At 55.3% G+C, this 22,793-nt stretch carries 16 protein-coding genes and 1 pseudogene; 12 read left to right on the forward strand and 5 right to left on the reverse strand.

Going from position 1 to position 22,793, the window contains the following annotated elements; genetic code table 11:
* Positions 1 to 55 precede the first annotated feature (55 nt).
* The 4 genes and pseudogenes from AM410_RS11775 to AM410_RS24120 form a co-directional block, all read right to left on the reverse strand.
* Positions 56 to 1,096: an NADP(H)-dependent aldo-keto reductase gene (locus AM410_RS11775; RefSeq protein ID WP_047956049.1), complete on the reverse strand. Its 1,041-nt coding sequence runs from the start codon at positions 1,094 to 1,096 to the stop codon at positions 56 to 58.
* Between the two features lie 132 nt (positions 1,097 to 1,228).
* Positions 1,229 to 1,447: a YgdI/YgdR family lipoprotein gene (locus AM410_RS11780; RefSeq protein WP_020883776.1), complete on the reverse strand. Its 219-nt coding sequence runs from the start codon at positions 1,445 to 1,447 to the stop codon at positions 1,229 to 1,231.
* Between the two features lie 128 nt (positions 1,448 to 1,575).
* The gene (gene mutH, locus AM410_RS11785; protein ID WP_047956048.1) at positions 1,576 to 2,268 is read right to left on the reverse strand and encodes a DNA mismatch repair endonuclease MutH; all 693 of its coding nucleotides are present in this window, start codon (positions 2,266 to 2,268) and stop codon (positions 1,576 to 1,578) included.
* 154 nt (positions 2,269 to 2,422) lie between these two features.
* Positions 2,423 to 2,488 (reverse strand): annotated as a pseudogene (locus AM410_RS24120) (hypothetical protein); the annotation flags it as partial.
* A 463-nt stretch (positions 2,489 to 2,951) separates the two neighbouring features.
* Here AM410_RS24120 and rppH point away from each other — a divergent pair.
* The 12 genes from rppH to recD all read left to right on the forward strand — a co-directional run bounded on the left by rppH (position 2,952) and on the right by recD (position 21,302).
* Positions 2,952 to 3,482: an RNA pyrophosphohydrolase gene (gene rppH / locus AM410_RS11790; protein WP_013098553.1), complete on the forward strand. Its 531-nt coding sequence runs from the start codon at positions 2,952 to 2,954 to the stop codon at positions 3,480 to 3,482.
* Positions 3,483 to 3,494: 12 nt separating this feature from the next.
* Complete coding sequence (ptsP, locus tag AM410_RS11795) at positions 3,495 to 5,741, forward strand: phosphoenolpyruvate--protein phosphotransferase (RefSeq protein ID WP_014171450.1); 2,247 nt, start codon at positions 3,495 to 3,497, stop codon at positions 5,739 to 5,741.
* Between the two features lie 213 nt (positions 5,742 to 5,954).
* Positions 5,955 to 6,830: a prolipoprotein diacylglyceryl transferase gene (gene lgt / locus AM410_RS11800; RefSeq protein WP_014171449.1), complete on the forward strand. Its 876-nt coding sequence runs from the start codon at positions 5,955 to 5,957 to the stop codon at positions 6,828 to 6,830.
* 6 nt (positions 6,831 to 6,836) lie between these two features.
* Positions 6,837 to 7,631: a thymidylate synthase gene (thyA, locus tag AM410_RS11805; RefSeq protein WP_014171447.1), complete on the forward strand. Its 795-nt coding sequence runs from the start codon at positions 6,837 to 6,839 to the stop codon at positions 7,629 to 7,631.
* A 184-nt stretch (positions 7,632 to 7,815) separates the two neighbouring features.
* Positions 7,816 to 8,280 (forward strand): prepilin peptidase-dependent protein, encoded by a 465-nt coding sequence (locus tag AM410_RS11810; RefSeq protein ID WP_032680368.1) that lies wholly within the window; start codon positions 7,816 to 7,818, stop codon positions 8,278 to 8,280.
* Positions 8,271 to 8,831, forward strand: coding sequence for a prepilin peptidase-dependent protein (locus AM410_RS11815; RefSeq protein WP_025203343.1), 561 nt, complete (start codon positions 8,271 to 8,273; stop codon positions 8,829 to 8,831). Before AM410_RS11810 ends, AM410_RS11815 begins: the two co-directional genes overlap by 10 nt.
* Entirely contained in the window at positions 8,828 to 9,229 is a 402-nt protein-coding gene (locus AM410_RS11820; RefSeq protein ID WP_032680370.1) for a DUF2509 family protein, read from the forward strand. Before AM410_RS11815 ends, AM410_RS11820 begins: the two co-directional genes overlap by 4 nt.
* A complete protein-coding gene (locus AM410_RS11825; RefSeq protein ID WP_014171443.1) occupies positions 9,214 to 9,537 on the forward strand; it encodes a prepilin-type N-terminal cleavage/methylation domain-containing protein in 324 nt (107 codons plus the stop codon). Before AM410_RS11820 ends, AM410_RS11825 begins: the two co-directional genes overlap by 16 nt.
* A 12-nt stretch (positions 9,538 to 9,549) precedes the next feature.
* Positions 9,550 to 12,924: an exodeoxyribonuclease V subunit gamma gene (gene recC / locus AM410_RS11830; RefSeq protein WP_108647854.1), complete on the forward strand. Its 3,375-nt coding sequence runs from the start codon at positions 9,550 to 9,552 to the stop codon at positions 12,922 to 12,924.
* 139 nt (positions 12,925 to 13,063) lie between these two features.
* Positions 13,064 to 15,946 carry a pitrilysin gene (ptrA, locus tag AM410_RS11835; protein ID WP_020883783.1) on the forward strand — a complete coding sequence of 961 codons (2,883 nt, stop codon included), beginning with the start codon at positions 13,064 to 13,066 and terminating at the stop codon, positions 15,944 to 15,946.
* The gene (recB, locus tag AM410_RS11840) at positions 15,943 to 19,485 is read left to right on the forward strand and encodes an exodeoxyribonuclease V subunit beta (protein WP_108647856.1); all 3,543 of its coding nucleotides are present in this window, start codon (positions 15,943 to 15,945) and stop codon (positions 19,483 to 19,485) included. Before ptrA ends, recB begins: the two co-directional genes overlap by 4 nt.
* Positions 19,482 to 21,302, forward strand: a complete 1,821-nt coding sequence (gene recD, locus AM410_RS11845; RefSeq protein WP_108647858.1) for an exodeoxyribonuclease V subunit alpha — start codon at positions 19,482 to 19,484, stop codon at positions 21,300 to 21,302. The genes recB and recD overlap by 4 nt, the downstream gene beginning before the upstream one ends.
* Positions 21,303 to 21,336: 34 nt before the next feature.
* On the opposite strand, the gene argA is transcribed toward recD, so the two are convergent.
* Entirely contained in the window at positions 21,337 to 22,668 is a 1,332-nt protein-coding gene (gene argA / locus AM410_RS11850; RefSeq protein WP_020883786.1) for an amino-acid N-acetyltransferase, read from the reverse strand.
* Positions 22,669 to 22,793 lie beyond the last annotated feature (125 nt).

Here is a 22,793-nt window from a genome sequence, read left to right on the forward strand (position 1 = left end):
TCACAAGCGGGTGCAAACATTAAAAACGGCAACAGAGGTTGCCGTTTTGCTTTTTTTACGGTGCCGGATAGGTATAAACCTGATGCACCGCGTCAATCTCCGCCAGCACGTCCTCGCTCAGGTCCAGATGGAAACTCTCAATGTTGGTTTTCAACTGTTCCATCGTCGTTGCGCCCAGCAGGGTGCTGGCCACAAACGGCTGACGGCGTACGAAGGCCAGTGCCATCTGGGCAGGATCGAGCCCGTGACGCTTCGCAATATCAACGTAGGCCGCGACGGCTTTCTGCGTCTGCTCGCCGCTATAGCGGGTAAAGCGGCTGAAGAGCGTATTACGCGCGCCGGCTGGCTTCGCACCGTTCAGGTATTTACCCGTCAGCGTACCAAAGCCCAGGCAGGAATAGGCGAGCAGCTCAACCTCTTCATATTGCGTCACTTCGGCCAGACCCACTTCGTAACTGCGGTTGAGCAGGCTGTAGGGGTTCTGGATGGTGACAATGCGCGGCAGATCGTGTTTATCAGCCAGGTGCAGGTAGCGCATAACGCCAAAAGCCGTTTCGTTAGACACGCCGATGTAGCGGATTTTGCCCGCTCGCTGGCATTCGGTCAGCGCTTCCAGCGTTTCAAGCAGCGTAACGGCGGGAGCGCTTTCGTTCCAGCTGTAGCCGAGCTTACCAAAGCAGTTGGTTGGACGCTGCGGCCAGTGTACCTGGTAGAGATCAAGATAATCGGTTTGCAGGCGCTTCAGGCTGGCATCCAGCGCGGCACGGATATTCTTGCGATCGAGGATCTGGTTTGGGCGGATCCCGGCATCGCTGTTACGCGCAGGGCCGCTGACTTTCGAGGCGACAACCAGTTTCTCGCGGTTGCCGCGTTTTGCCAGCCAGTTGCCGACGTAGGTTTCGGTAAGCCCCTGCGTTTCCGGGCGTGGAGGAACAGGGTACATCTCTGCGACATCAATCAGGTTAATGCCCTGGCTGACGGCATAATCGAGTTGTGCATGGGCATCGGCTTCGCTGTTTTGTTCACCAAATGTCATCGTGCCCAACCCCAGTTGGCTTATCTCCAGAGAGCTGTGGGGGATACGGTGATAATGCATAGCCGGCTTCCTTCAATAGACATGTAGACCGCGTCAGGAACCTCCCGACAAAGGAATATAAACATGGCAGAGGGGAAGCAAAAGGGGAAGAAAAAAATCAAAAAGGCCAGCAAGGTACTGACCTCTCTCTGTTTATCGCTCGATAATTTGCGAGACTTCGTCGCGATTGATCTGCATTTTATTCCCGGACTGATCGCGGTAGCTGACCAGACCGGTGTCATCATCGACTTCCGGCTTGCCGTCTGTCAGGATCATCCGGCCATCTTTTGTCGCCATCACGTAATCGCTGCTACAGCCCGATACTGCAAACGCTAATCCGACTGCTGAAATTAACACTGCCCATTTTTTCATCGTTATCGTCCTCACCTGGCTCGTATCAAATCATAGTGTAGTAATAACCCGATATTTCGACAGGAGGAAGCGGTAAAATCTTAAAAACCAGGTGATTATGTTTGAGAGCTCTCAAAATAAGTAAAAAACTACGTTTTGAGTAAGAAATGGCGAGCAAGGAGCGCCCCGGTAAAGTTCTTTTTGAGATAAAAACCGCGTGGCAATGTCAGTATCGGCTCGCCCTGGGCACCGATCGCCTCCGTGAGCGCTTTACTGTTCGCCGCCTTTGGCCGCAGCTGTAACACCTCTCCGTGTCGGGCGGTGATGCGCTCAACCTGACCGAGGACAATCATATCCATCAGCTCTTCCCAGTCCAGACGCAGCTGATGCTCTTCATCTTCATCCGGACTCCACAGCAGCGGTGCGCCAACCCGGCGTTCAGCCAGCGGGATCTGACGTTCTCCTTCTACGGGGACCCAAAGTACGCGCTTCAGTTTATGGCGAACGTGACTGGTTTCCCACGTCACACCGGTATTCCCGGTTAACGGTGCAACGCAGACAAATGTCGTTTCCAGGGGCTTACCAAGGCTATCGATGGGAATGGTTTTTAACTCTACGCCCAGGGCGGCGAAATCCTGCTCCGGTTTACTCCCTGCGCTTGCACCCAACCACAGCTCCAGCAGCATGCCGATCCAGCCTTTATCCCGCTTCAGATCCTGAGGGATCGGCAGGCCAGCCATTGCCGCCAGCTCGCCAAGCGAAAAGCCAGCCAGACGCTGCGCCTGCTGTAGCAACTGGGTTTCGCTGGACGGCGGTGAAAGCAAGGGTAAAAGCGAATGCATGAAGGTAACCTTTTGATTAAAAAATACACTAAGAAATTGTCCCCTGTGGATAGAGTTTAACTTTTTCTGTACGAATATGCCATGTGTATGATTTATAGGTTTTTTTAGCACGCTAAAAATGGATGGCGAAGGACAAAAATTCGGTTGTTCAATTCTGGTCACTGACAATGAACAGGATCTTACACCATGTTATCCACAGAAAAGTGGGATAACTGGGCATAACCCTGACTACTGTTTCAATTTACAGCCTTGACGTGGGACGAAAATCCAATTTTCAAACAAATTGTGCCTAACTTATTGGCACAATCTGTGGATAAAACCGACGCTGTTCGATCTTTCATCAGCACAACGATCCCTGATGTGACGATCGTCACGATTAAGCGGTGTGGGTTGGTTTTATGGTTATTAACTTTATGAAACTAATGATTTTATTTTTTATTGGTAATGGAGGGAGATTGACGGCGGCTGAGGTTGTTCATCGGTAATCAGACACTTCTTCACAACTATATCCACAGAAAAGGTGAATAAAATTCCCCTTTGAGCCGCTCATCTGTTTATAACTCTGCCTGTATTTGTGAGTTATTCAAATGTTATTAGGTTGCAGCCCTGTAAGAGAGTGGTTTACCGCCTCCCTGTAGTGTGAAACAATCATTCATATATAAGGTTTAGTTTGGGGTAGTCCGGTGATTGATGACGATGGCTACCGCCCGAACGTAGGAATAGTAATTTGTAATCGTCAGGGCCAGGTGATGTGGGCCCGTCGATATGGTCAGCACTCCTGGCAGTTCCCGCAAGGCGGGATCAACCCGGGAGAGTCCCCAGAACAAGCGATGTACCGGGAGCTGTTTGAAGAGGTTGGTTTAAGCCGAAAAGATGTTCGCATCCTGGCTTCGACCCGCAACTGGTTGCGTTACAAGTTACCGAAACGTTTGGTGCGTTGGGACACAAAGCCGGTTTGTATCGGCCAGAAACAAAAATGGTTTCTACTGCAGTTGGTGGGCAACGATTCAGATATCAATATGCAAACCAGCAGTACGCCGGAGTTTGATGGCTGGCGTTGGGTGAGCTATTGGTATCCTGTTCGTCAGGTCGTGTCATTTAAACGCGATGTTTACCGTAGGGTGATGAAAGAGTTCGCAAGTGTTGTCATGCAGCTTCAGGAGATCCCGCCTAAGCCGCAGAGCGCACCTGCCTGGCGACGTAAAAGAGGTTAAGCTACGCAAATCATGCTCACCCGCTTGCGAGAAATAGTCGAGAAGGTGGCCAGTGCGCCGCGTCTGAATGAGGCGCTGAACATTCTGGTTACCGACATCTGTCTTGCGATGGAGACCGAAGTCTGTTCGGTGTATCTGGCCGACCACGATCGGCGTTGCTATTACCTGATGGCGACCCGTGGTTTGAAAAAGCCACGTGGACGCACCGTAACGCTCGCGTTTGATGAAGGTATCGTTGGTCTGGTTGGGCGACTCGCCGAACCTATCAACCTTGCCGACGCGCAAAAACACCCCAGCTTTAAATATATCCCCTCCGTAAAAGAAGATCGTTTCCGCGCCTTCCTGGGTGTGCCGATTATTCAGCGCCGTCAGCTGCTTGGTGTGCTGGTGGTACAGCAGCGTGAGTTGCGTCAGTACGATGAAAGCGAAGAGTCTTTCCTCGTCACGCTGGCCACGCAGATGGCCGCGATCCTCTCCCAGTCCCAGTTGACGGCACTGTTTGGTCAGTATCGTCATACGCGTATTCGCGCGCTTCCGGCGTCGCCGGGCGTTGCTATCGCCGAAGGCTGGATGGACGCCACTCTGCCGTTGATGGAGCAGGTGTACGAAGCCTCAACGCTTGATGAAGCGCTTGAGCGTGAGCGTCTCACCGCCGCGCTGGAAGAGGCGTCGAATGAGTTTCGTCGCTACAGCAAGCGCTTTGCCGCTGGGGCGCAAAAAGAGACGGCGGCCATTTTTGACCTTTACTCGCACCTTCTCTCCGATGCACGTCTGCGCCGCGAGCTTTTTGACGAAGTCGACAAAGGTGCGGTTGCGGAGTGGGCGGTTAAAAAGGTCATCGAAAAATTTGCCGAGCAGTTTGCGGCACTGACCGACGGTTACCTGAAAGAGCGGGCCGGTGATTTACGCGCCCTGGGGCAGCGTTTACTGTTCCATCTTGATGACACTATTCAGGGCGCGAATGCCTGGCCAAAACGTTTTGTGCTGGTTGCCGATGAACTCTCCGCGACAACGCTGGCTGAACTGCCTCATGACCGCCTGGCGGGCGTGGTGGTACGCGATGGCGCGGCGAACTCGCACGCGGCCATTATGGTGCGCGCGCTGGGAATTCCCACCGTTATGGGGGCGGATATCCAGCCATCGGTGCTGCACCGACGCACCCTGGTGGTCGACGGTTATCGCGGTGAGCTGTTGGTTGATCCTGAGCCGGTTCTGCTTCAGGAATACCAGCGCCTTATCAGCGAAGAGAATGAATTAAGCAAGCTGGCAGAGGATGACGTTAATCTGCCCGCGCAGCTCAAAAGCGGCGAGCGAATCAAAGTCATGCTCAACGCAGGTTTAAGCCCCGAGCATGAAGAGAAGCTCGGCAGCCGCATCGACGGTATCGGCTTATACCGCACCGAAATCCCGTTCATGCTGCAAAGTGGCTTTCCCTCTGAAGAGGAGCAGGTCGCGCAGTATCAGGGCATGCTGCAGATGTTTAACGACAAACCGGTCACCCTGCGCACCCTTGATGTCGGGGCAGATAAACAGCTGCCGTACATGCCGATCAGTGAAGAAAACCCGTGCCTGGGCTGGCGTGGGATACGCATTACGCTCGATCAGCCTGAGATCTTCCTGATCCAGGTGCGTGCCATGCTGCGCGCGAATGCGGCGACGGGTAACCTCAGCATTTTACTGCCGATGGTCACCAGCATTGATGAGATTGACGAGGCGCGGCGTCTGATTGAGCGTGCCGGCCGTGAAGTCGAAGAGATGATTGGCTATGCGATCCCCAAACCACGAATTGGGGTGATGCTTGAAGTGCCGTCAATGGTCTTTATGCTGCCGCAGCTGGCTAACCGTGTCGACTTTATCTCGGTCGGTACCAATGACCTGACGCAGTATATTCTGGCCGTCGACCGTAACAACACGCGTGTTGCCAGCATTTATGACAGCCTGCACCCTGCGATGATCCGGGCGTTAGCGATGATCGCGCGAGAAGCCGAACAGCACGATATTGATTTGCGCCTGTGTGGTGAAATGGCCGGAGATTCGATGTGCGTTGCAATCCTGATTGGGCTGGGGTACCGCCACCTCTCCATGAACGGCCGTGCGGTTGCCCGCGTGAAGTACCTGCTGCGGCATATCGATATTGAGGATGCCCGCGAGCTGGCTGAACGCAGTCTTGAAGCGCAGCTGGCCGCCGAAGTGCGTCATCAGGTGGCTGCCTTCATGGAACGACGCGGTATGGGCGGCCTGATTCGCGGCGGTCGCTAATACGTACTTTTCCCCTCACTCCGTCCTCGTCCTTTGTGACAGGGCGGAGGTGAGGATATAACACACTCCTCTATACACATCTTTTACATCTCTGGCGCATCCTCCGCGTCCGCCTTATGCTATGATTCGCAACTTTGGAGCCTCTGCTAACAGCAGAATCGCATTTCTACCGCTGTCCACTTTCAGCGGAATAACAACATCTTGTGGTGACAGATGAACAGTGGTTATCTGCATTTTCCGGAATTTGATCCGGTCATTTTCTCAATAGGACCTGTTTCGCTTCACTGGTACGGTCTGATGTACCTGGTCGGCTTCATTTTTGCCATGTGGCTTGCTGGCCGTCGCGCCAGTCGTCCCGGCAGTGGCTGGACCAAAAACGAAGTCGAGAACCTGCTGTATGCAGGCTTCCTTGGCGTGTTCCTGGGCGGCCGTATTGGGTATGTTCTGTTCTATAACCTCCCGGTATTCCTGAACGATCCACTCTACCTGTTCCGCGTCTGGGATGGCGGCATGTCCTTCCACGGCGGGCTGATTGGTGTGATCCTGGTGATGGTGATTTTTGCCAAACGCACCAAGCGCAACTTCTTCCAGGTGTCAGATTTTATCGCGCCACTGATCCCGTTTGGTCTGGGAGCAGGACGTCTGGGCAACTTTATCAATGGTGAGCTCTGGGGACGTGTCGACCCGAGTGTCTCCTTTACTATGCTGTTCCCGGGTTCGCGTGCAGAGGACATGGCGCTGCTACCGTCTCATCCTGAGTGGCAATCCCTGTTCGATACTTACGGTGTTCTGCCGCGCCATATGTCTCAGCTTTACGAGCTGGCGCTGGAAGGCGTGGTGCTGTTTATCATCCTGAATCTCTTTATCCGTAAACCGCGTCCGATGGGGTCTGTCTCCGGTCTGTTCCTGATTGGCTACGGTGCATTCCGTATCATCGTCGAGTTCTTCCGCCAGCCGGATGCACAGTTCACCGGCGAATGGGTACAGTACATCAGCATGGGGCAGATCCTCTCCATTCCGATGATTGTCGCGGGTGTCATTATGATGATTTGGGCGTATCGTCGTCGTCCACAGCAACAACTTTCCTGAGGAACCATGAAACAGTATCTTGAACTGATGAAAAAAGTGCTCGATGAGGGCACGCCGAAAAATGACCGTACCGGTACCGGCACGCTCTCCATTTTTGGCCACCAGATGCGCTTCAATCTGCAGGAAGGTTTTCCGCTGGTGACGACAAAGCGCTGCCACCTGCGCTCGATCATTCATGAACTGCTCTGGTTCCTGCAAGGCGATACCAACGTTGCGTATCTGCATGAAAACAACGTCTCTATCTGGGACGAATGGGCAGATGAAAACGGCAACCTGGGCCCGGTGTACGGTAAGCAGTGGCGCGCATGGCCTACGCCGGATGGCCGCCATATTGACCAGATCACCACCGTGATGAACCAGCTGAAAAACGATCCGGACTCGCGCCGTATTATTGTTTCCGCCTGGAACGTCGGCGAGCTGGACAAAATGGCACTGGCACCGTGCCATGCGTTCTTCCAGTTCTATGTGGCAGACGGTAAGCTCTCCTGCCAGCTCTATCAGCGCTCCTGCGACGTGTTCCTCGGCCTGCCGTTCAACATTGCCAGCTATGCGCTGTTAGTGCATATGATGGCGCAGCAGTGCGATCTGGACGTGGGCGATTTCGTCTGGACCGGTGGGGATACCCATCTCTACAGCAACCATATGGAACAGACGCATCTCCAGCTGACCCGCGAACCGCGCGCCTTGCCTAAGCTGATTATCAAACGCAAACCGGAATCCATTTTTGATTACCGCTTTGACGATTTTGAGATTGAGGGTTATGACCCTCATCCAGGCATCAAAGCGCCCGTCGCTATCTGAGGCTGTCAATCCTGACATAACCGGTGCTGTTTAGCGCCGGTTTTTTTTCGCCTTCTTCCCGCTTTCCGACGCGTTATCCAGAATGTATGCAACGCACTGCAACCGCTTAACTTTCCTTGATAAGGGCTCGTAAAACGGTCATCCGTTGCTCGTCAATTCCAGGCCATTTCGCCACACTCCCGGCATGAAAAAAGAGAACGGTTTTACGCTTATCGAAACCCTGGTGGCTATCTCGCTGGTGGTCATTCTCAGCGCCTCCGGGCTATACGGCTGGGACAACTGGCAACGGCAGCAACGGCTCTGGCAAACTGCCGGGCAGGTGCGTGATTACCTGGTATTTCTGCGCAATGACGCAAACCGGCACAACCGTGACCACCAGGTCACATTGCGGCGCGACAGAGGCGTCACCTGTCTGATGAGCGCATTCGTGCAGGGCTGTGATAAAGGCAGTCCGTTTGTATTTATTCCCCTGTGGCCGGAGGTCACGGTAAGTGAAATAACGCCGTTATTTGGCTTCTATGGACTCAGGGATACGGCATGGGCAGGGCGAATACGCCTGCAAAGTCGTGCAGGAGAATGGCTCGTCATTGTCTCGAATGGAGGGCGAATCAGGATGTGCAATGTCACAGGAGAAGGTTCATGTCCCTAAACCAGCAGGGTTTCTCACTGATGGAAGTTCTGATTGCCACGGCGATCAGCAGTCTGTTACTGATAAGCGCCTCGCGCTTTTTACCGGGCTTGCAGCGGGCTGTTTTACAGCAATCCGGTCAGCGGGAGCTTGAGGAGGAGGTGTGGCAACGCCTTTTTTCCCTCGGCAAACAGCTTCAGCGTGCGGGGTATTGCGCCGGAAACTGTGCGGGGCAGGGACTGACGATCGGCAGGCAAGGTCGCTGTGTCATTGTACGATGGGATGCAAACAGTAACGGTAACTGGGATAGCTCGTCTTCGGAAAACGACAGCACAGGTTTTCGTCTGGAATCAGGTGCACTGGAGACCCTGCATGGGGCGACCTCGTGTGAGGGTAAAGGATGGGAGAAACTCACTGACCCCAACAGGCTTCTCATCCAGCACTTTGTGGTGAGTCAAGTTGAGCATGCGGGGTTTGCCCCCCAGCTGAATATTGAAATGACCGCCCTTCGTCAGGGCGAGCAGGGGGCCCCCTGTCAGGCTTTTTATGGCGTCACGGGGTACAACCTGTGAACCGGCAGCGCGGGATGTCCTCGCTGGCGCTGGTGTTACTTTTACTGGTGTTGGGCACGCTGATCCTCACCGGCCTCAATCAGCAGCTGACCACGTTTAGCGCACTGGTGGGCGGTGAGAGCCGCTCGGTTCAACAGCAGGCATCCGTGCAGTCAGCGCTTGAATGGGGACGCGTTCAGAGCTGGTTATCTGAGCCTGAGATCCAGTGCAAAAAGGGATCGGCATGGCGAGTTTGCCTGCGGCTACTGAATGAAACGCGTGTGCTGCTTATCGCCGGGAGTGATGACCTGCTGCTATGGCGCAGAGGCGAAATCATCGACGGCAAGATCCATTTCTCGCCACACGGCTGGAGTGATTTTTGTCCGCTTAAGGAGAGTGCGTTATGCCAGCTGCCGTGAGCAGAGAAAAAGGCTTTAGCATGGTTGAGGTATTACTGGCGATGATGCTGCTGGTGATGATTGTCACGGCACTGTCGGGTTATCAGCGGGCACTGGCGACGCGGTTCTCCATGTTTAATCAGTATCGTCAGCTCTGGCATCATGCCTGGAATCAGTCTCAGCTTTCAACAATTGCTCTCCCGGCAGGCTGGCAGGTCAGTCGGGGGCAGACAACACTCTCTGGATGTGTCAGCATCACGGTTACACTTATTTCTCCTCTGGGGCGGCGCGGCGAGATGACGCGTCTGCATTGCCCGGTTAGCCAGTAGTCGGGAGCGTCTATGTTAAGGGTCTACCACTCAAATCGTCTGGATGTGCTGGAAGCGCTGATGGAATTTATCGTTGAGCGCGAGCGGCTTGACGATCCTTTTGAGCCAGAAATGGTGCTGGTGCAGAGCACCGGTATGGCACAGTGGCTGCAGATGTCGCTTTCGCGTAAATTCGGCATTGCCGCAAATATCGATTTCCCGCTGCCCGCGAGTTTTATCTGGGAGATGTTTGTCCGCGTGTTGCCGGACATCCCGGAACAGAGTGCCTTCAACAAGCAAAGCATGAGCTGGAAGCTGATGGCATTGTTGCCGGACATGCTGCAGCATGATGAATTCGTCATGCTACGCCACTACCTCAATGACGACACCGATAAACGCAAGCTGTTCCAGCTGGCATCACGCACCGCCGATCTCTATGACCAGTATCTGGTGTATCGCCCGGAATGGCTGACTCGCTGGGAAGCGGGCGAGCGGGTCGACGGGTTACCGGAGGCGCAAGTCTGGCAGGCACCGCTCTGGAAAGCGCTGGTGGAACACACTGAGAAACTTGGCCAGCCGAAGTGGCACCGTGCAAACCTCTACCAGCGGTTTATCTCCATACTGGAAAACAGCGCTGAGCGACCAGCCCGGCTGCCCTCTCGCGTGTTTATCTGCGGCATCTCGGCGCTGCCACCGGTGTATTTGCAGGCGCTGAGTGCGCTGGGTAAACACATCGACATACATATCCTCTTTACCAATCCGTGTCGCCAGTACTGGGGCGACATTCAGGATGAACGCTGGCTTTCGCGGCTGGTGTCTCGCCAGAGACGACGCCTGTTTGAAGAGCGTACCGTGCCACTGTTTAAAGACAGCGCGTCTGCCGCACAGCTATTTGATGAGCACGGCATTCAAAACCTGCCAAACCCGCTGCTTGCCTCTTGGGGAAAGCTGGGCCGTGACTACATTCACATGCTCTCAGACATCACGTCGTCAGGCGAAGGGGATGTGGATGCCTTCGTCGAGATCGCTCCGGATAGCCTGCTGCATAATATCCAGCTCGACATTCTGGATCTCGAAAACCGCGCCGTCATGGGCGTTACGGCGAAAGAATTTGAACGCAGCGACAGTAAGCGCAAGCTGGACGGCGACGATCGCAGCGTCACGATCCACGTTTGCCACAGCCCGCAGCGCGAGGTTGAAGTCCTTCACGATCAACTGCTGGCGATGTTGCAGGACGATCCTGAGCTGACGCCACGTGACATTGTGGTGATGGTGGCGGATATCGACAGTTACAGTCCCTTTATTCAGGCTGTTTTTGGGAGTGCGACGGGTGAACGCTACCTGCCGTACGCCATTTCTGACCGACGGGCCCGCCAGTCTCATCCGGCCTTGCAGGCCTTTATTACTTTGCTTTCATTACCGGATAGCCGGTTTATCTCCGAAGATGTCCTGGCATTACTGGATGTCCCAGTCCTGGCCGCACGTTTCAATATTAATGAAGAGGGGCTGCGTTACCTTCGTCAGTGGGTTAACGAGTCCGGCGTACGCTGGGGCATTGATGATGACAACGTTCAGGCGTTCGAGCTTCCTCCTACCGGCCAGCACACCTGGCGGTTTGGCCTGACACGTATGCTGCTGGGCTATGCGATGGAAAGCAGCCAGGGCGAGTGGAATGAAGTCCTGCCCTACGATGAGTCCAGCGGGTTGATCGCTGAGCTGGTCGGTCATTTAGCTTCCCTGCTGATGCAACTTAACCGCTGGCGGCTCGAGTTGATGCAGCCGCGTCCACTGGATGAGTGGCTCCCGGTATGCAGGGCGTTGCTCAATGATTTCTTCCTGCCGGACAGTGATACCGAAGCCGCTATGGCGCTCATTGAAACGCAGTGGCAGGCAATCGTCGAAGAGGGCATGAGTTCCCACTATAACGAGGCTATCCCGTTGTCATTGCTGCGCGATGAGCTGACGCAACGGCTCGATCAGGAGCGAATTAGCCAGCGTTTCCTGGCAGGCCCAATCAATATTTGCACCCTGATGCCAATGCGTTCTATCCCGTTCAAAGTGGTGTGCCTGCTCGGAATGAATGACGGTATATACCCACGAGCCCTGGCGCCTCTGGGTTTTGATCTGATGAGTGCGAATCCAAAGCGGGGCGATCGTAGCCGTCGTGACGATGACCGCTATCTCTTCCTTGAGGCGCTCATTTCGGCTCAACGTCAGCTGTATATCAGCTATATCGGCCGCTCTATCCAGGACAACAGCGAGCGCTTTCCTTCTGTTCTGGTGCAGGAACTGGTGGATTATATCGGGCAGAGCCACTATCTGGCGGGGGATGAAGCCCGTAACTGTGATGAAAGCGCGCAGCGAGTGAAGGCGCATATCACCCGCTTCCATAGCCGCATGCCGTTTGACCCGGTGAACTACATGGTCAGCGATCATCAGAGCTATGCCCACGAATGGCTGCCTGCGGCGAAAAAAGAGGGGAGAGCGCATACCGATTTCATTCAGGAGCTTGATCCTCGCCCGATAGACACCCTGACCTTTGAACAGCTTCAGCGGTTTTGGGGGCATCCGGTACGCGCTTTCTTCCAGCAACGGTTGCAGGTCAATTTCCGTTCTGAAGAGAGTGAAATTCCTGATGCAGAGCCGTTTACGCTGGAAGGGCTGGAGCGTTATCAGTTAAACCTGCAGCTGCTGAACGCGCTGGTTGAAGAGGAAGATGCCGACAAGCTTTACCGCCGCTACCGTGCTGCGGGGCAGTTACCCTACGGGGCGTTCGGAGAAATTGTCTGGGAGGCGCAGCGCCAGGAGATGGAAGCTCTGGCAGAACGCGTGAGGGAATGCCGGCAACCCGGAACCAGTATTGAAATCGATCTCAACTGCCAGGGTGTGCAGCTCACGGGCTGGCTAACTCAGGTACAGCCGGATGGGCTCCTGCGCTGGCGTCCTTCCATGCTTAGCGTTTCACAAGGTTTGCAACTCTGGCTCGAACATCTTGTCTACAGTGCTGGCGGCCATAAAGGCGAAAGCCGTATTTTTGTCCGCAAAGAGGGCGAATGGCGCTTTCCGCCGATGGACGCAGAGCAGGCGTTACGTTATTTATCCTTGTACGTTGAAGGCTACCTGCGGGGAATGAATAAACCGCTCCTGCTACTGCCCGAGAGCGGTGGCGCCTGGATAAAAGCTTGTTATGACGCACAGAATGATGCCATGTTAACGGATGACGCTTCACTGCAGAAAGCACGGAGTAAATTCATGCAGGCGTATGAAGGTAACATGATGGTGCGCGGCGAAGGTGAGGATGTCTGGTATCAACGTTTATGGCGAACGCTTGAGCCTGAATACTTCCAGGCTATCACGGAAGAAGCACAACGCTACCTGTTACCGTTGTTCAAATTTAATCAGTCCTGAGTGCTGTATAAAAATTGCGCAGCATGGGGTGTTCATTTATGATGCACTTCTTATCACGGACTGATGTACCCAAAGAAAGAGATGTTGGTGAGTCCAGCACGCAGTTTGTTAATGATGTAGCCGTGATAAAGAGGTCGTAATGCCAGGCAGCACCTTGTTCAAAGCGTTTGTTTTGTTTGTCGCCCTTTGGGCACCTTTCACTCAGGCAGGCTCCGGTTGGCAACCCATTCAGGAAACTATCCGTAAGAGCGAAAAAGATACCCGTCAGTATCAGGCTATTCGCCTTGATAACGGGATGACTGTGCTGCTGGTTTCCGATCCGCAGGCGGTAAAATCCCTGTCGGCACTGGTGGTGCCGGTTGGGTCGCTGGAAGATCCGGAAGCCCACCCTGGGCTTGCACACTATCTGGAACATATGACGCTTATGGGTTCCAAAAAATACCCACAGCCAGATAGCCTGTCCGAATTTCTCAAAATGCATGGCGGCAGCCACAACGCCAGCACGGCGCCGTACCGTACAGCCTTCTATCTCGAAGTTGAGAATGATGCGCTGGGAGGTGCAGTGGATCGTCTGGCGGATTCTATCGCGGCTCCCCTGCTGGATAAAAAATACGCTGACCGCGAACGCAATGCCGTTAATGCTGAACTGACCCTTGCCCGTACGCGAGACGGGATGCGCATGGCGCAGGTGAGTGCAGAAACCATTAACCCGGCGCACCCGGGATCGCGTTTTTCCGGTGGTAACCTGGAGACGCTGAGCGATAAACCGAACAGCCCGGTGCTGGATGCCCTGCATGCCTTTCGCGATAAATACTACTCCGCCAATCTGATGAAAGCGGTCATCTACAGCAACAAACCGTTGCCTGAGCTGGCAAGCATGGCGGCACAGACGTTTGGCCGGGTACCGAATAAAAATATCGACCTGCCGCAGATAAACGTTCCTGTGGTCACGGACGCGCAAAAAGGGATCGTTATCCACTACGTTCCTGCACTGCCGCGTAAAGTGTTGCGCGTTGAGTTCCGCATTGATAACAATACGGCGCAGTTTCGCAGCAAAACCGATGAACTGGTCACCTACCTGATTGGCAATCGCAGCCCGGGAACACTTTCTGACTGGCTGCAAAAACAAGGGCTGGTGGAAGGTATCCGTGCCGACTCCGATCCGGTTGTGAACGGCAACAGCGGCGTGCTGGCGATCTCCGCCACCCTGACTGACAAAGGTCTGGCTCACCGTGATGACGTCGTGGCGGCTATCTTCAGCTACCTCTCTTTGCTGCGCGATAAAGGCGTCGATAAACGTTACTTTGATGAACTGGCGCACGTGCTGGATCTCGATTTCCGTTATCCGTCCATTACCCGCGACATGGATTACGTTGAATGGCTGGCGGATACCATGATCCGTGTACCGGTGGAACATACCCTCGACGCGGTCAATATTGCCGACCAGTATGACGCCGACGCGGTAAAAGCCCGCCTGGCGATGATGACGCCGCAGAATGCCCGCGTCTGGTATATCAGCCCGAACGAACCGCATAACAAAATGGCCTATTTTGTCGATGCCCCTTATCAGGTGGATAAAATCAGTGACCAGACCTTCGCCGACTGGCAGAAAAAGGCCGGTGAGATCGCGCTTAAATTGCCGGAGCTGAACCCCTACATTCCGGATGATTTCTCGCTGATTAAAACCACGAAAGCCTATCCGCACCCGGAACTTATCGTTGATGAGCCGACGCTGCGCGTGGTGTATACGCCAAGCCGCTATTTCGCGAGTGAACCGAAAGCCGATGTGAGCGTGGTTCTGCGTAACCCAAAAGCAATGAACAGCGCTAAAAATCAGGTGATGTTTGCGCTCAATGACTATCTTGCCGGTATCGCACTCGATCAGCTTAGCAATCAGGCGGCCGTCGGCGGGATAAGCTTCTCGACCAACGCCAATAACGGTCTGATGGTCAATGCCAACGGCTACACCCAGCGTCTGCCGCAGCTGTTCCAGGCGTTACTGGAAGGCTATTTCAGTTATACCCCGACCGAAGAGCAACTTGAGCAGGCCAAATCCTGGTATGCGCAGATGATGGATTCTGCCGAGAAGGGTAAAGCGTATGACCTGGCGCTCATGCCGACGCAAATGCTTTCGCAAATTCCCTATTTCCAGCGCGAAGATCGCCGGGCGCTGCTGCCCTCTATCACCTTAAAAGATGTGCTGGCGTATCGTGATGCGCTGAAAACGAACACGCGTCCGGAGTTCCTTATCGTCGGAAACATGAGTGACGTACAGGCCAAAACACTGGCAGAAAATGTCCGTACGCAGCTTGGTTCGAAAGGCGACGAGTGGTGCCGCAACCAGGACGTACTGGTTGAGAAAAAACAGAATGTGATTTTTGAAAAGGCGGGTAACAGCACGGATTCAGCCCTGGCCGCTGTGTTTGTACCCACGGGTTATGATGAATTCACCAGTACCGCGCAGAGTGCGGTGCTGGGGCAGATTATTCAGCCGTGGTTCTACAACCAGCTGCGTACAGAAGAGCAGCTTGGTTACGCGGTCTTTGCCTTCTCCATGAACGTGGGTCGCCAGTGGGGGCTGGGCTTCCTGCTGCAAAGCAGTGATAAACAGCCTGCTTATCTCTGGCAGCGTTATCAGGCATTCTTCCCACAGGCGGAAGCGAAGCTGCGGGCGATGAAGCCGGAGGAGTTTGCTCAGATTCAGCAGGCCGTCATCGCGCAGGTGATGCAGCCGCCGCAGACGCTGGGTGAAGAAGCATCACAACTGAGCAAAGATTTTGATCGCGGTAATCTGAAATTTGATTCGCGTGATAAAGTAGTGGCTGAGATAAAACAGCTGACGCCGCAGAAGGTTGCTGATTTCTTCCACCAGGCGGTGGTTAAACCGCAGGGAATGGCGATTCTGTCGCAGGTTTCCGGTAGTCAGAACGGGAAAACGGACTACGTTAACCCGAAAGGCTGGACGATCTGGAAGAGCGTCAGCGCGCTGCAGCAATCTATGCCCTGGAGTAAGAAAGAATGACCGATACCGCTGAGTCCCTTAATCCCTTACGTTTACCTCTACAGGGTGAACGATTGATTGAAGCCTCAGCGGGAACGGGAAAAACCTTCACCATTGCCGCGCTCTATCTGCGTCTTCTGTTAGGGCTTGGTGGTAACGCCGCTTTTCCACGTCCGTTAAGCGTGGAAGAGCTGCTGGTGGTCACCTTCACCGAGGCCGCTACCGCTGAGCTGCGCGGTCGTATTCGTGCCAATATTCATGAGCTGCGCATCGCCTGCCTGCGCCAGACCACGGACAACCCTCTCTACGCCAGCCTTCTTGAAGAGATTTCAGATAAGCAACAGGCCGCCCAGTGGCTGCTGTTGGCGGAACGGCAGATGGACGAAGCGTCCGTTTTCACCATTCATGGTTTTTGTCAGCGCATGCTGAGCCTGAATGCTTTTGAATCCGGAATGCTGTTCGAACAGCAGCTCATTGAAGATGAATCTGTGCTTCGCTATCAGGCCTGTGCGGATTTCTGGCGTCGCCACTGTTACCCTTTATCGCGCGATATCGCTGAAGCGGTCCATGCGTTGTGGAAAGGTCCCGAAGAGCTTCTTCGCGCTATCGACCGTTATCTTCAGGGCGAAGCGCCGGTTATCAAATCCCCGCCACCTGCAGACGAAACGCTGGCTTCACGTCATGAAAAGATCGTCGGAAAAATTGCTGCGCTCAAGCAAAAATGGAATGAGTCTGTCGGTGAGATTGAGGCGATCATCGAAAACTCCGGGATCGACAGACGTAAATTTAACCGCGGCAACCAGGGTAAATGGATCGAGAAGATCAGCGCCTGGGCGCAGGAAGAGACGCGCGGTTATCAGCTTCCGGACGCACTGGAGAAATTCTCGCAGCGTTTTTTGATTGAGCGGACTAAAGCCGACGGCATTGTGCCTGAGCATCCTCTGTTTGTTGCGATTGAATCGCTGCTCGCTGAGCCACTCACGCTCAATGACCTGATGATCACCCGCGCCATGACGGAAATTCGCGAAGCCGTATCACGTGAGAAACGTCGCCGTGGCGAACTGGGTTTTGACGATATGCTGAGCCGCCTTGATGCGGCGCTGTGCAGTGAAAACGGCGAAGCCCTTGCCTGCGCGATCCGCACCCGCTTCCCGGTAGCGATGATTGACGAATTTCAGGATACGGACCCTCAGCAGTACCGTATTTTCCGCCGCATCTGGCGACAACAGCCCGACACCGCACTGTTGTTAATCGGCGATCCGAAACAGGCCATTTACGCTTTCCGCGGTGCGGATATTTTCACCTACATGAAGGCCCGCAGTGAGGTAGAGGCGCACTATACGCTGGATACCAACTGGCGCTCTTCCCCGGGCATGGTGCAAAGCGTCAATGCGCTGTTTAGCCGCATGGATACGGCGTTTATGTTCCGTGAGATCCCCTTTCAGCCGGTAAAGTTTGCCGCAAAAAACAGCTCGCTGCGTTTTGAATTCAACGGGGTGACGCAGCCCGCCATGAACTTCTGGCTGCTGGACGGTGAAGGCTGTGGCGTCGCGGACTATCAAAATGCCATGGCCCAGCATTGTGCCGCGCAGATCCGTGACTGGCTCAGCGCTGGTGCACGTGGCGAGGCGCTGTTGTGGAAGGAAAATGAGTCAGCCCCCGTGAAGGCGTCTGATATCACGGTGCTGGTGCGCAGTCGTCAGGAGGCGTCGCTGATCCGCGATGCGCTTACCCTGCTGAACATCCCGTCCGTGTACCTCTCAAACCGTGACAGCGTTTTTGAAACCCTGGAAGCACAGGAGATGTTGTGGCTGCTTCAGGCCGTGCTGTCCCCGGAGCGCGAAAGTACGCTTCGCAGCGCACTAGCCAGCGCAATGCTCGGTCTGAACGCCCGTGACATTGATGCACTCAATAATGACGAAGCCGCATGGGATGCGGTGGTCGAAGAGTTTGTTCACTACCGTGAGCGATGGCAGAAGCGCGGTGTGATGGCGATGGTGCGCGAGCTCATGGCGAAGCGACACCTTGCGGAGAATATGCTCGCGACAGCAGGCGGTGAACGCCGTCTGACCGACATTTTACATATCAGTGAGCTGTTGCAGGAGGCGGGCACGCAGCTTGAAAGCGAACATGCTCTGGTGCGCTGGCTGGCGCAACAGATTGCCGACCCAAACAGCAACGCCTCCAGCCAGCAGATGCGTCTTGAGAGTGATAAACATCTGGTACAGATCGTCACGATTCACAAGTCGAAAGGCCTGGAGTATCCACTGGTCTGGCTGCCGTTTATCGCCAATTACCGCGTGCAGGATCAGGCCTTTTACCACGATCGCGAGTCGTTCGACGCCGTGCTCGATCTCAGTAAAGCGGAGTCCAGCGTTGAGCTGGCCGAGGCCGAACGTCTGGCGGAAGATTTACGCCTGCTCTACGTGGCATTGACCCGTTCGGTCTGGCACTGCAGCTTGGGCGTGGCGCCGCTGTTCCGCCGTCGTGGCGACAAGTCGGGGGAGAGCGATTTCCACCTGAGCGCGCTGGGGCGACTCATTCAGCTCGGCGAGCCCAAAGATGCTGCCGGATTGCGCCAGTGCATCGAGTCGCTGTGCGGCGAGCATGTTGCTCTGCACATTCCGTCGCCGCCCGATAACAGCCGCTGGCAGATGCCGGACTGGCGGGAATCTGAACTGGAAGCCCGGCAGATTCTGCGCACCATTGCCGACGACTGGCGCGTTACCAGCTACTCCGGGTTACAGCAGCACGGGCAGAGCATTGCGCAGGACCTGATGCCAAAGCTGGATATTGATGCCGCCGGAGCCGGTAGCGTACCGGTTGAGCCTGCGCTTACGCCGCATCAATTTCCACGCGGCGCGTCACCGGGAACCTTTTTGCATAGCCTGTTTGAAGAGCTGGATTTTACCCAGCCTGTCTCTGACGAATGGGTCCTGAAGATGTTACAGAGTGGGGGCTATGATGCACAATGGCAGCCGGTCCTCACCGAGTGGATCCGCGCTATTCTGCACGCCCCGCTCACGGCAGAGGGCCTCTCTCTCAGCCAGTTGACCGCCAAAGATAAACAGGTGGAGATGGAGTTTTACCTTCCCATCGCCAGCCCGCTGCGGGCTGACGCGCTTGATGCGGTGATCCGCGAGTATGACCCGTTGTCTGCCGGTTGCCCGCCGCTGAACTTCCGCCAGGTGCAGGGGATGTTAAAAGGCTTTATCGACCTGGTTTTCCGTCACGAAGGGCGCTACTACCTGCTGGATTACAAATCAAACTGGCTGGGTGAGAACAGCGAAGCCTACACCCAGCAGGCGATGGCATCCGCCATGCAAATGCATCGCTACGATCTGCAGTACCAGCTCTACACTCTGGCGCTGCATCGTTATCTGCGCCATCGCATTGCTGACTACCGTTACGAAGAGCACTTTGGTGGGGTGATTTACCTTTTCCTGCGCGGTGTGGATGCGGCTGACCCGCGTTCAGGCATCTTTAGCACACGCCCGCATGCGGCACTGATCGAGAAAATGGATAACTTATTTGCAGCAAACACGGAGGAAGTGGCATGACGATGCAGGAATTGTTGCTGGAAGCGGTAGAACAGCGACTACTGCGCCACCTGGACGTACAGTTCGCCATGATGGTGTCAGGTGATGAGCCTGCCGTGATGCTCGCCGCTGCCATCCTGAGTAAAGACGCAGGGGAAGGGCACGTCTGCCTGCCGCTTTCGCGTCTGGCGATGGATGAGAAAATGCCCGCGGCCCTGCAGTCCTGCTTTGCTCTGATGGGAGAATCCGTGGACTGGCCGACGGTATTGCACCGTTCGCCTGCCGTCAGCGCAGCCGATAGCCAGACACCCATGATCCTGACGGGCGATCGTTTGTACCTCAACCGACTGTGGCGTAATGAACTGGCGGTCGCGCGTTTTTTCAGCGAGACCAATGCGCCTCTTCCCTGCGATGAAGCCCAACTGCGGCAAACGCTGGATACCTTGTTTACCTCTGTTGAGGCGACAGACTGGCAGAAAGTGGCGGCGGCCGTGGCCTTAACACGGCGGATCTCCGTCATCTCTGGCGGCCCGGGAACCGGTAAAACCACCACCGTGGCCAAACTGCTTGCCGCCCTGATTCAGTTATCGGGTGAGCAAAAGTGCCGTATTCGTCTGGCGGCCCCTACCGGCAAAGCGGCGGCACGCCTGACCGAGTCGTTAGGTGGTGCGCTGCAGAAGTTGCCACTCACCGGGGAGCAGCTTGCCCTTTTCCCAAACGAAGCCAGCACGCTGCACCGGCTGCTGGGCGCTCAGCCGGGAAGCCAGCGTCTGCGCTATCACGCCGGTAACCCGTTGCATCTGGATGTGCTGGTGGTGGATGAGGCGTCAATGATCGACCTGACGATGATGTCGCGGTTGATTGATGCTCTGCCAGCGCACGCCCGGGTCATTTTCCTGGGCGATCGCGACCAGCTTGCCTCGGTGGAAGCCGGGGCGGTGCTGGGAGATATCTGCACTTATGCAAGCCTGGGATATACCGCTGAACGCGCTGAGGAGCTGTCCCGTCTGACCGGCTGTTCACTCGCCAGTGAAAACCATTCCCTGGCGGGGGCGCTGCGCGACAGCCTGTGCCTGCTGCAAAAAAGCTACCGTTTCGGCAGCGACTCGGGCATCGGTCAGCTGGCTTCGGCTGTGAACAGAGGCGACCGGCAGACGACCTGTGCGGTATTTGACGGTCAATTCACCGATATCGAGAAAAAATCGCTGCAAACCGGGGAAGAGTATCAGGCGATGCTTGATGACGCCCTGCAGGGGTATCAGCATTTCCTGACGGGTGTACAACAGCAATGCACGCCGGCACAGGCGCTCGCCGCCTTTGGCGAGTATCAGCTACTGTGCGCACTGAGGGAAGGGCCATTTGGCGTAAGCGGTCTGAACGACAGGTTCGAACAGCTCCTGGGCCAGAAACGTAAAATCCACCGCACCCCGCACTCGCGCTGGTATGAGGGACGCCCGGTGATGATCGCCCGCAACGATAGCGCGCTGGGGCTGTTTAACGGGGATATCGGGATTGCCCTCGATCGTGGACTGGGGCTGCGCGTCTGGTTCCAGATGCCGGATGGAAGCGTGAAATCCGTTCAGCCCAGCCGTCTGCCTGAACATGAAACGGCCTGGGCAATGACGGTGCATAAGTCTCAGGGCTCCGAGTTCAACCATGCGGCGCTGATCCTGCCGACACAGCTTTCGCCCGTCATTACCCGCGAACTGATTTATACCGCCATTACGCGCGCGCGTCAGCGCCTGTCGCTGTATGCCGATGAACGTGTGCTGCTACAGGCGATTGCCACCCGCACGGAACGTCGAAGCGGCCTGAGCGCGATATTTGAATCCCTTTAAGCGATAGCCCCCACCGGGTGGTGAGGGCTTCGTATTATCCCAGATCGGCCATCAGCACTTTTGATCGGCGCTGATAGTTGTACATCTCTTTCTTACTCTCCGGCAGTGATTCAATGTCCACCGGTGTAAATCCGCGCTCCTGGAACCAGTGAATGCTGCGCGTAGTCAGCACGAACAGCTTGTTCAGCCCCATCTGACGCGCCTGAGCCGCCACGCGCTCAAGCAGCATTTCACCCCGTGAAGAGCTCCGGTAGTCAGGATGCACCGCCACGCAGGCCATTTCTCCGATCTGCTCTTCCGGGAACGGGTAGAGGGCGGCGCAGGCAATGGTCAGGTTATCGCGCTGAATAATGGTGAATTTGTCGATCTCCATCTCCAGCTGTTCGCGGGAGCGCCGAACCAGAATGCCCTGCTGTTCCAGTGGGCGAATCAGCTCCAGAATTCCGCCGATATCATTGATGGTGGCGCGACGGATTTGCTCCGCGCTCTCCATCACAATCTGGGTGCCGATACCATCGCGGGAGAACAGTTCCTGCAGCAGGGCACCGTCTTCCTGATAGCTGATCAGGTGGCTACGACGCACGCCGCTGCGGCAGGCCTTCACGGCACCGCGCAAAAAACGCACGGTACCCGAGTGGTAATCCCCTTCGGCTTCCAGCGCTTCCACGCGAGCCTGGGCCTCATTCGGGAAGAGCTCTGGCACAATCACCCCTTCATCATTCACGACGCCCTGGGAAGAGCAAAACCCAATCATTTTCTCCGCCTTCAGCTTGATGGCCAACTGAGTGGCAATCTCTTCTGAGGTGAGGTTAAAGCTTTCACCGGTCACGGACACTGCCACAGGCCCCATCAGCACGATGGCACCGCTGTCCAGCTGGCGGTGAATGGCTTCTTCATCGATACGACGAATACGTCCGCTATGGCAATAGTCCACGCCATCGTCCACGCCGAGAGGCTGAGCGATGATAAAATTGCCGCTCACAACGTTGATGTGCGCGCCCTGCAGCGGTGTGTTGTTAAGGCTCATCGACAGGCGAGCGGTGATATCCAGCTGCAGCAGACCCGCCGCCTGTTTCACCAGCTCAAGGGTTTTCGCATCCGTGACGCGGGTATGTTTATGGTAAATCGGCTCGTGGTGATGCGCGGCCAGGTTGGCATCAATCTGCGGGCGCGCGCCATACACCACAACCAGGCGGATCCCGAGGCTGTGCAGCAGGCCAATGTCATTGACGATGCTGGAAAAGTTTTCATGCTCAATGGCTTCGCCGCCGAGCATGATGACAAACGTTTTTCCCCGATGGGCGTTGATATAGGGAACAGAATGGCGGAATCCCTGGACCAGTTCGGTTCTACGTTCCTTCACCATGACACAACCCTTAATGAATGTTTATTCGTAATTTCTGTATTTTTATTCGATTGTGGCCGTGTGTGCAAGCCTAAATTTTCTGCGACCCACAGAAATTGATAAGTAATCCGTGCGTTAGCGTATGA

Source organism: Enterobacter cloacae complex sp. FDA-CDC-AR_0164, assembly GCF_003071645.1.
Classification (GTDB): domain Bacteria; phylum Pseudomonadota; class Gammaproteobacteria; order Enterobacterales; family Enterobacteriaceae; genus Enterobacter; species Enterobacter ludwigii.

Bases quoted from the DNA above. Each gene is read 5' to 3' on its own strand.
- AM410_RS11825 (WP_014171443.1), top strand. From the start codon at position 9,214: ATGCCAGCTGCCGTGAGCAGAGAAAAAGGCTTTAGCATGGTTGAGGTA.
- recD (WP_108647858.1), top strand. From the start codon at position 19,482: ATGACGATGCAGGAATTGTTGCTGGAAGCGGTAGAACAGCGACTACTG.
- recB (WP_108647856.1), top strand. From the start codon at position 15,943: ATGACCGATACCGCTGAGTCCCTTAATCCCTTACGTTTACCTCTACAG.
- thyA (WP_014171447.1), top strand. From the start codon at position 6,837: ATGAAACAGTATCTTGAACTGATGAAAAAAGTGCTCGATGAGGGCACG.
- argA (WP_020883786.1), bottom strand. From the start codon at position 22,668: ATGGTGAAGGAACGTAGAACCGAACTGGTCCAGGGATTCCGCCATTCT.
- AM410_RS11810 (WP_032680368.1), top strand. From the start codon at position 7,816: ATGAAAAAAGAGAACGGTTTTACGCTTATCGAAACCCTGGTGGCTATC.
- AM410_RS11780 (WP_020883776.1), bottom strand. From the start codon at position 1,447: ATGAAAAAATGGGCAGTGTTAATTTCAGCAGTCGGATTAGCGTTTGCA.
- mutH (WP_047956048.1), bottom strand. From the start codon at position 2,268: ATGCATTCGCTTTTACCCTTGCTTTCACCGCCGTCCAGCGAAACCCAG.
- AM410_RS11815 (WP_025203343.1), top strand. From the start codon at position 8,271: ATGTCCCTAAACCAGCAGGGTTTCTCACTGATGGAAGTTCTGATTGCC.
- ptsP (WP_014171450.1), top strand. From the start codon at position 3,495: ATGCTCACCCGCTTGCGAGAAATAGTCGAGAAGGTGGCCAGTGCGCCG.
- recC (WP_108647854.1), top strand. From the start codon at position 9,550: ATGTTAAGGGTCTACCACTCAAATCGTCTGGATGTGCTGGAAGCGCTG.
- ptrA (WP_020883783.1), top strand. From the start codon at position 13,064: ATGCCAGGCAGCACCTTGTTCAAAGCGTTTGTTTTGTTTGTCGCCCTT.
- AM410_RS11775 (WP_047956049.1), bottom strand. From the start codon at position 1,096: ATGCATTATCACCGTATCCCCCACAGCTCTCTGGAGATAAGCCAACTG.
- lgt (WP_014171449.1), top strand. From the start codon at position 5,955: ATGAACAGTGGTTATCTGCATTTTCCGGAATTTGATCCGGTCATTTTC.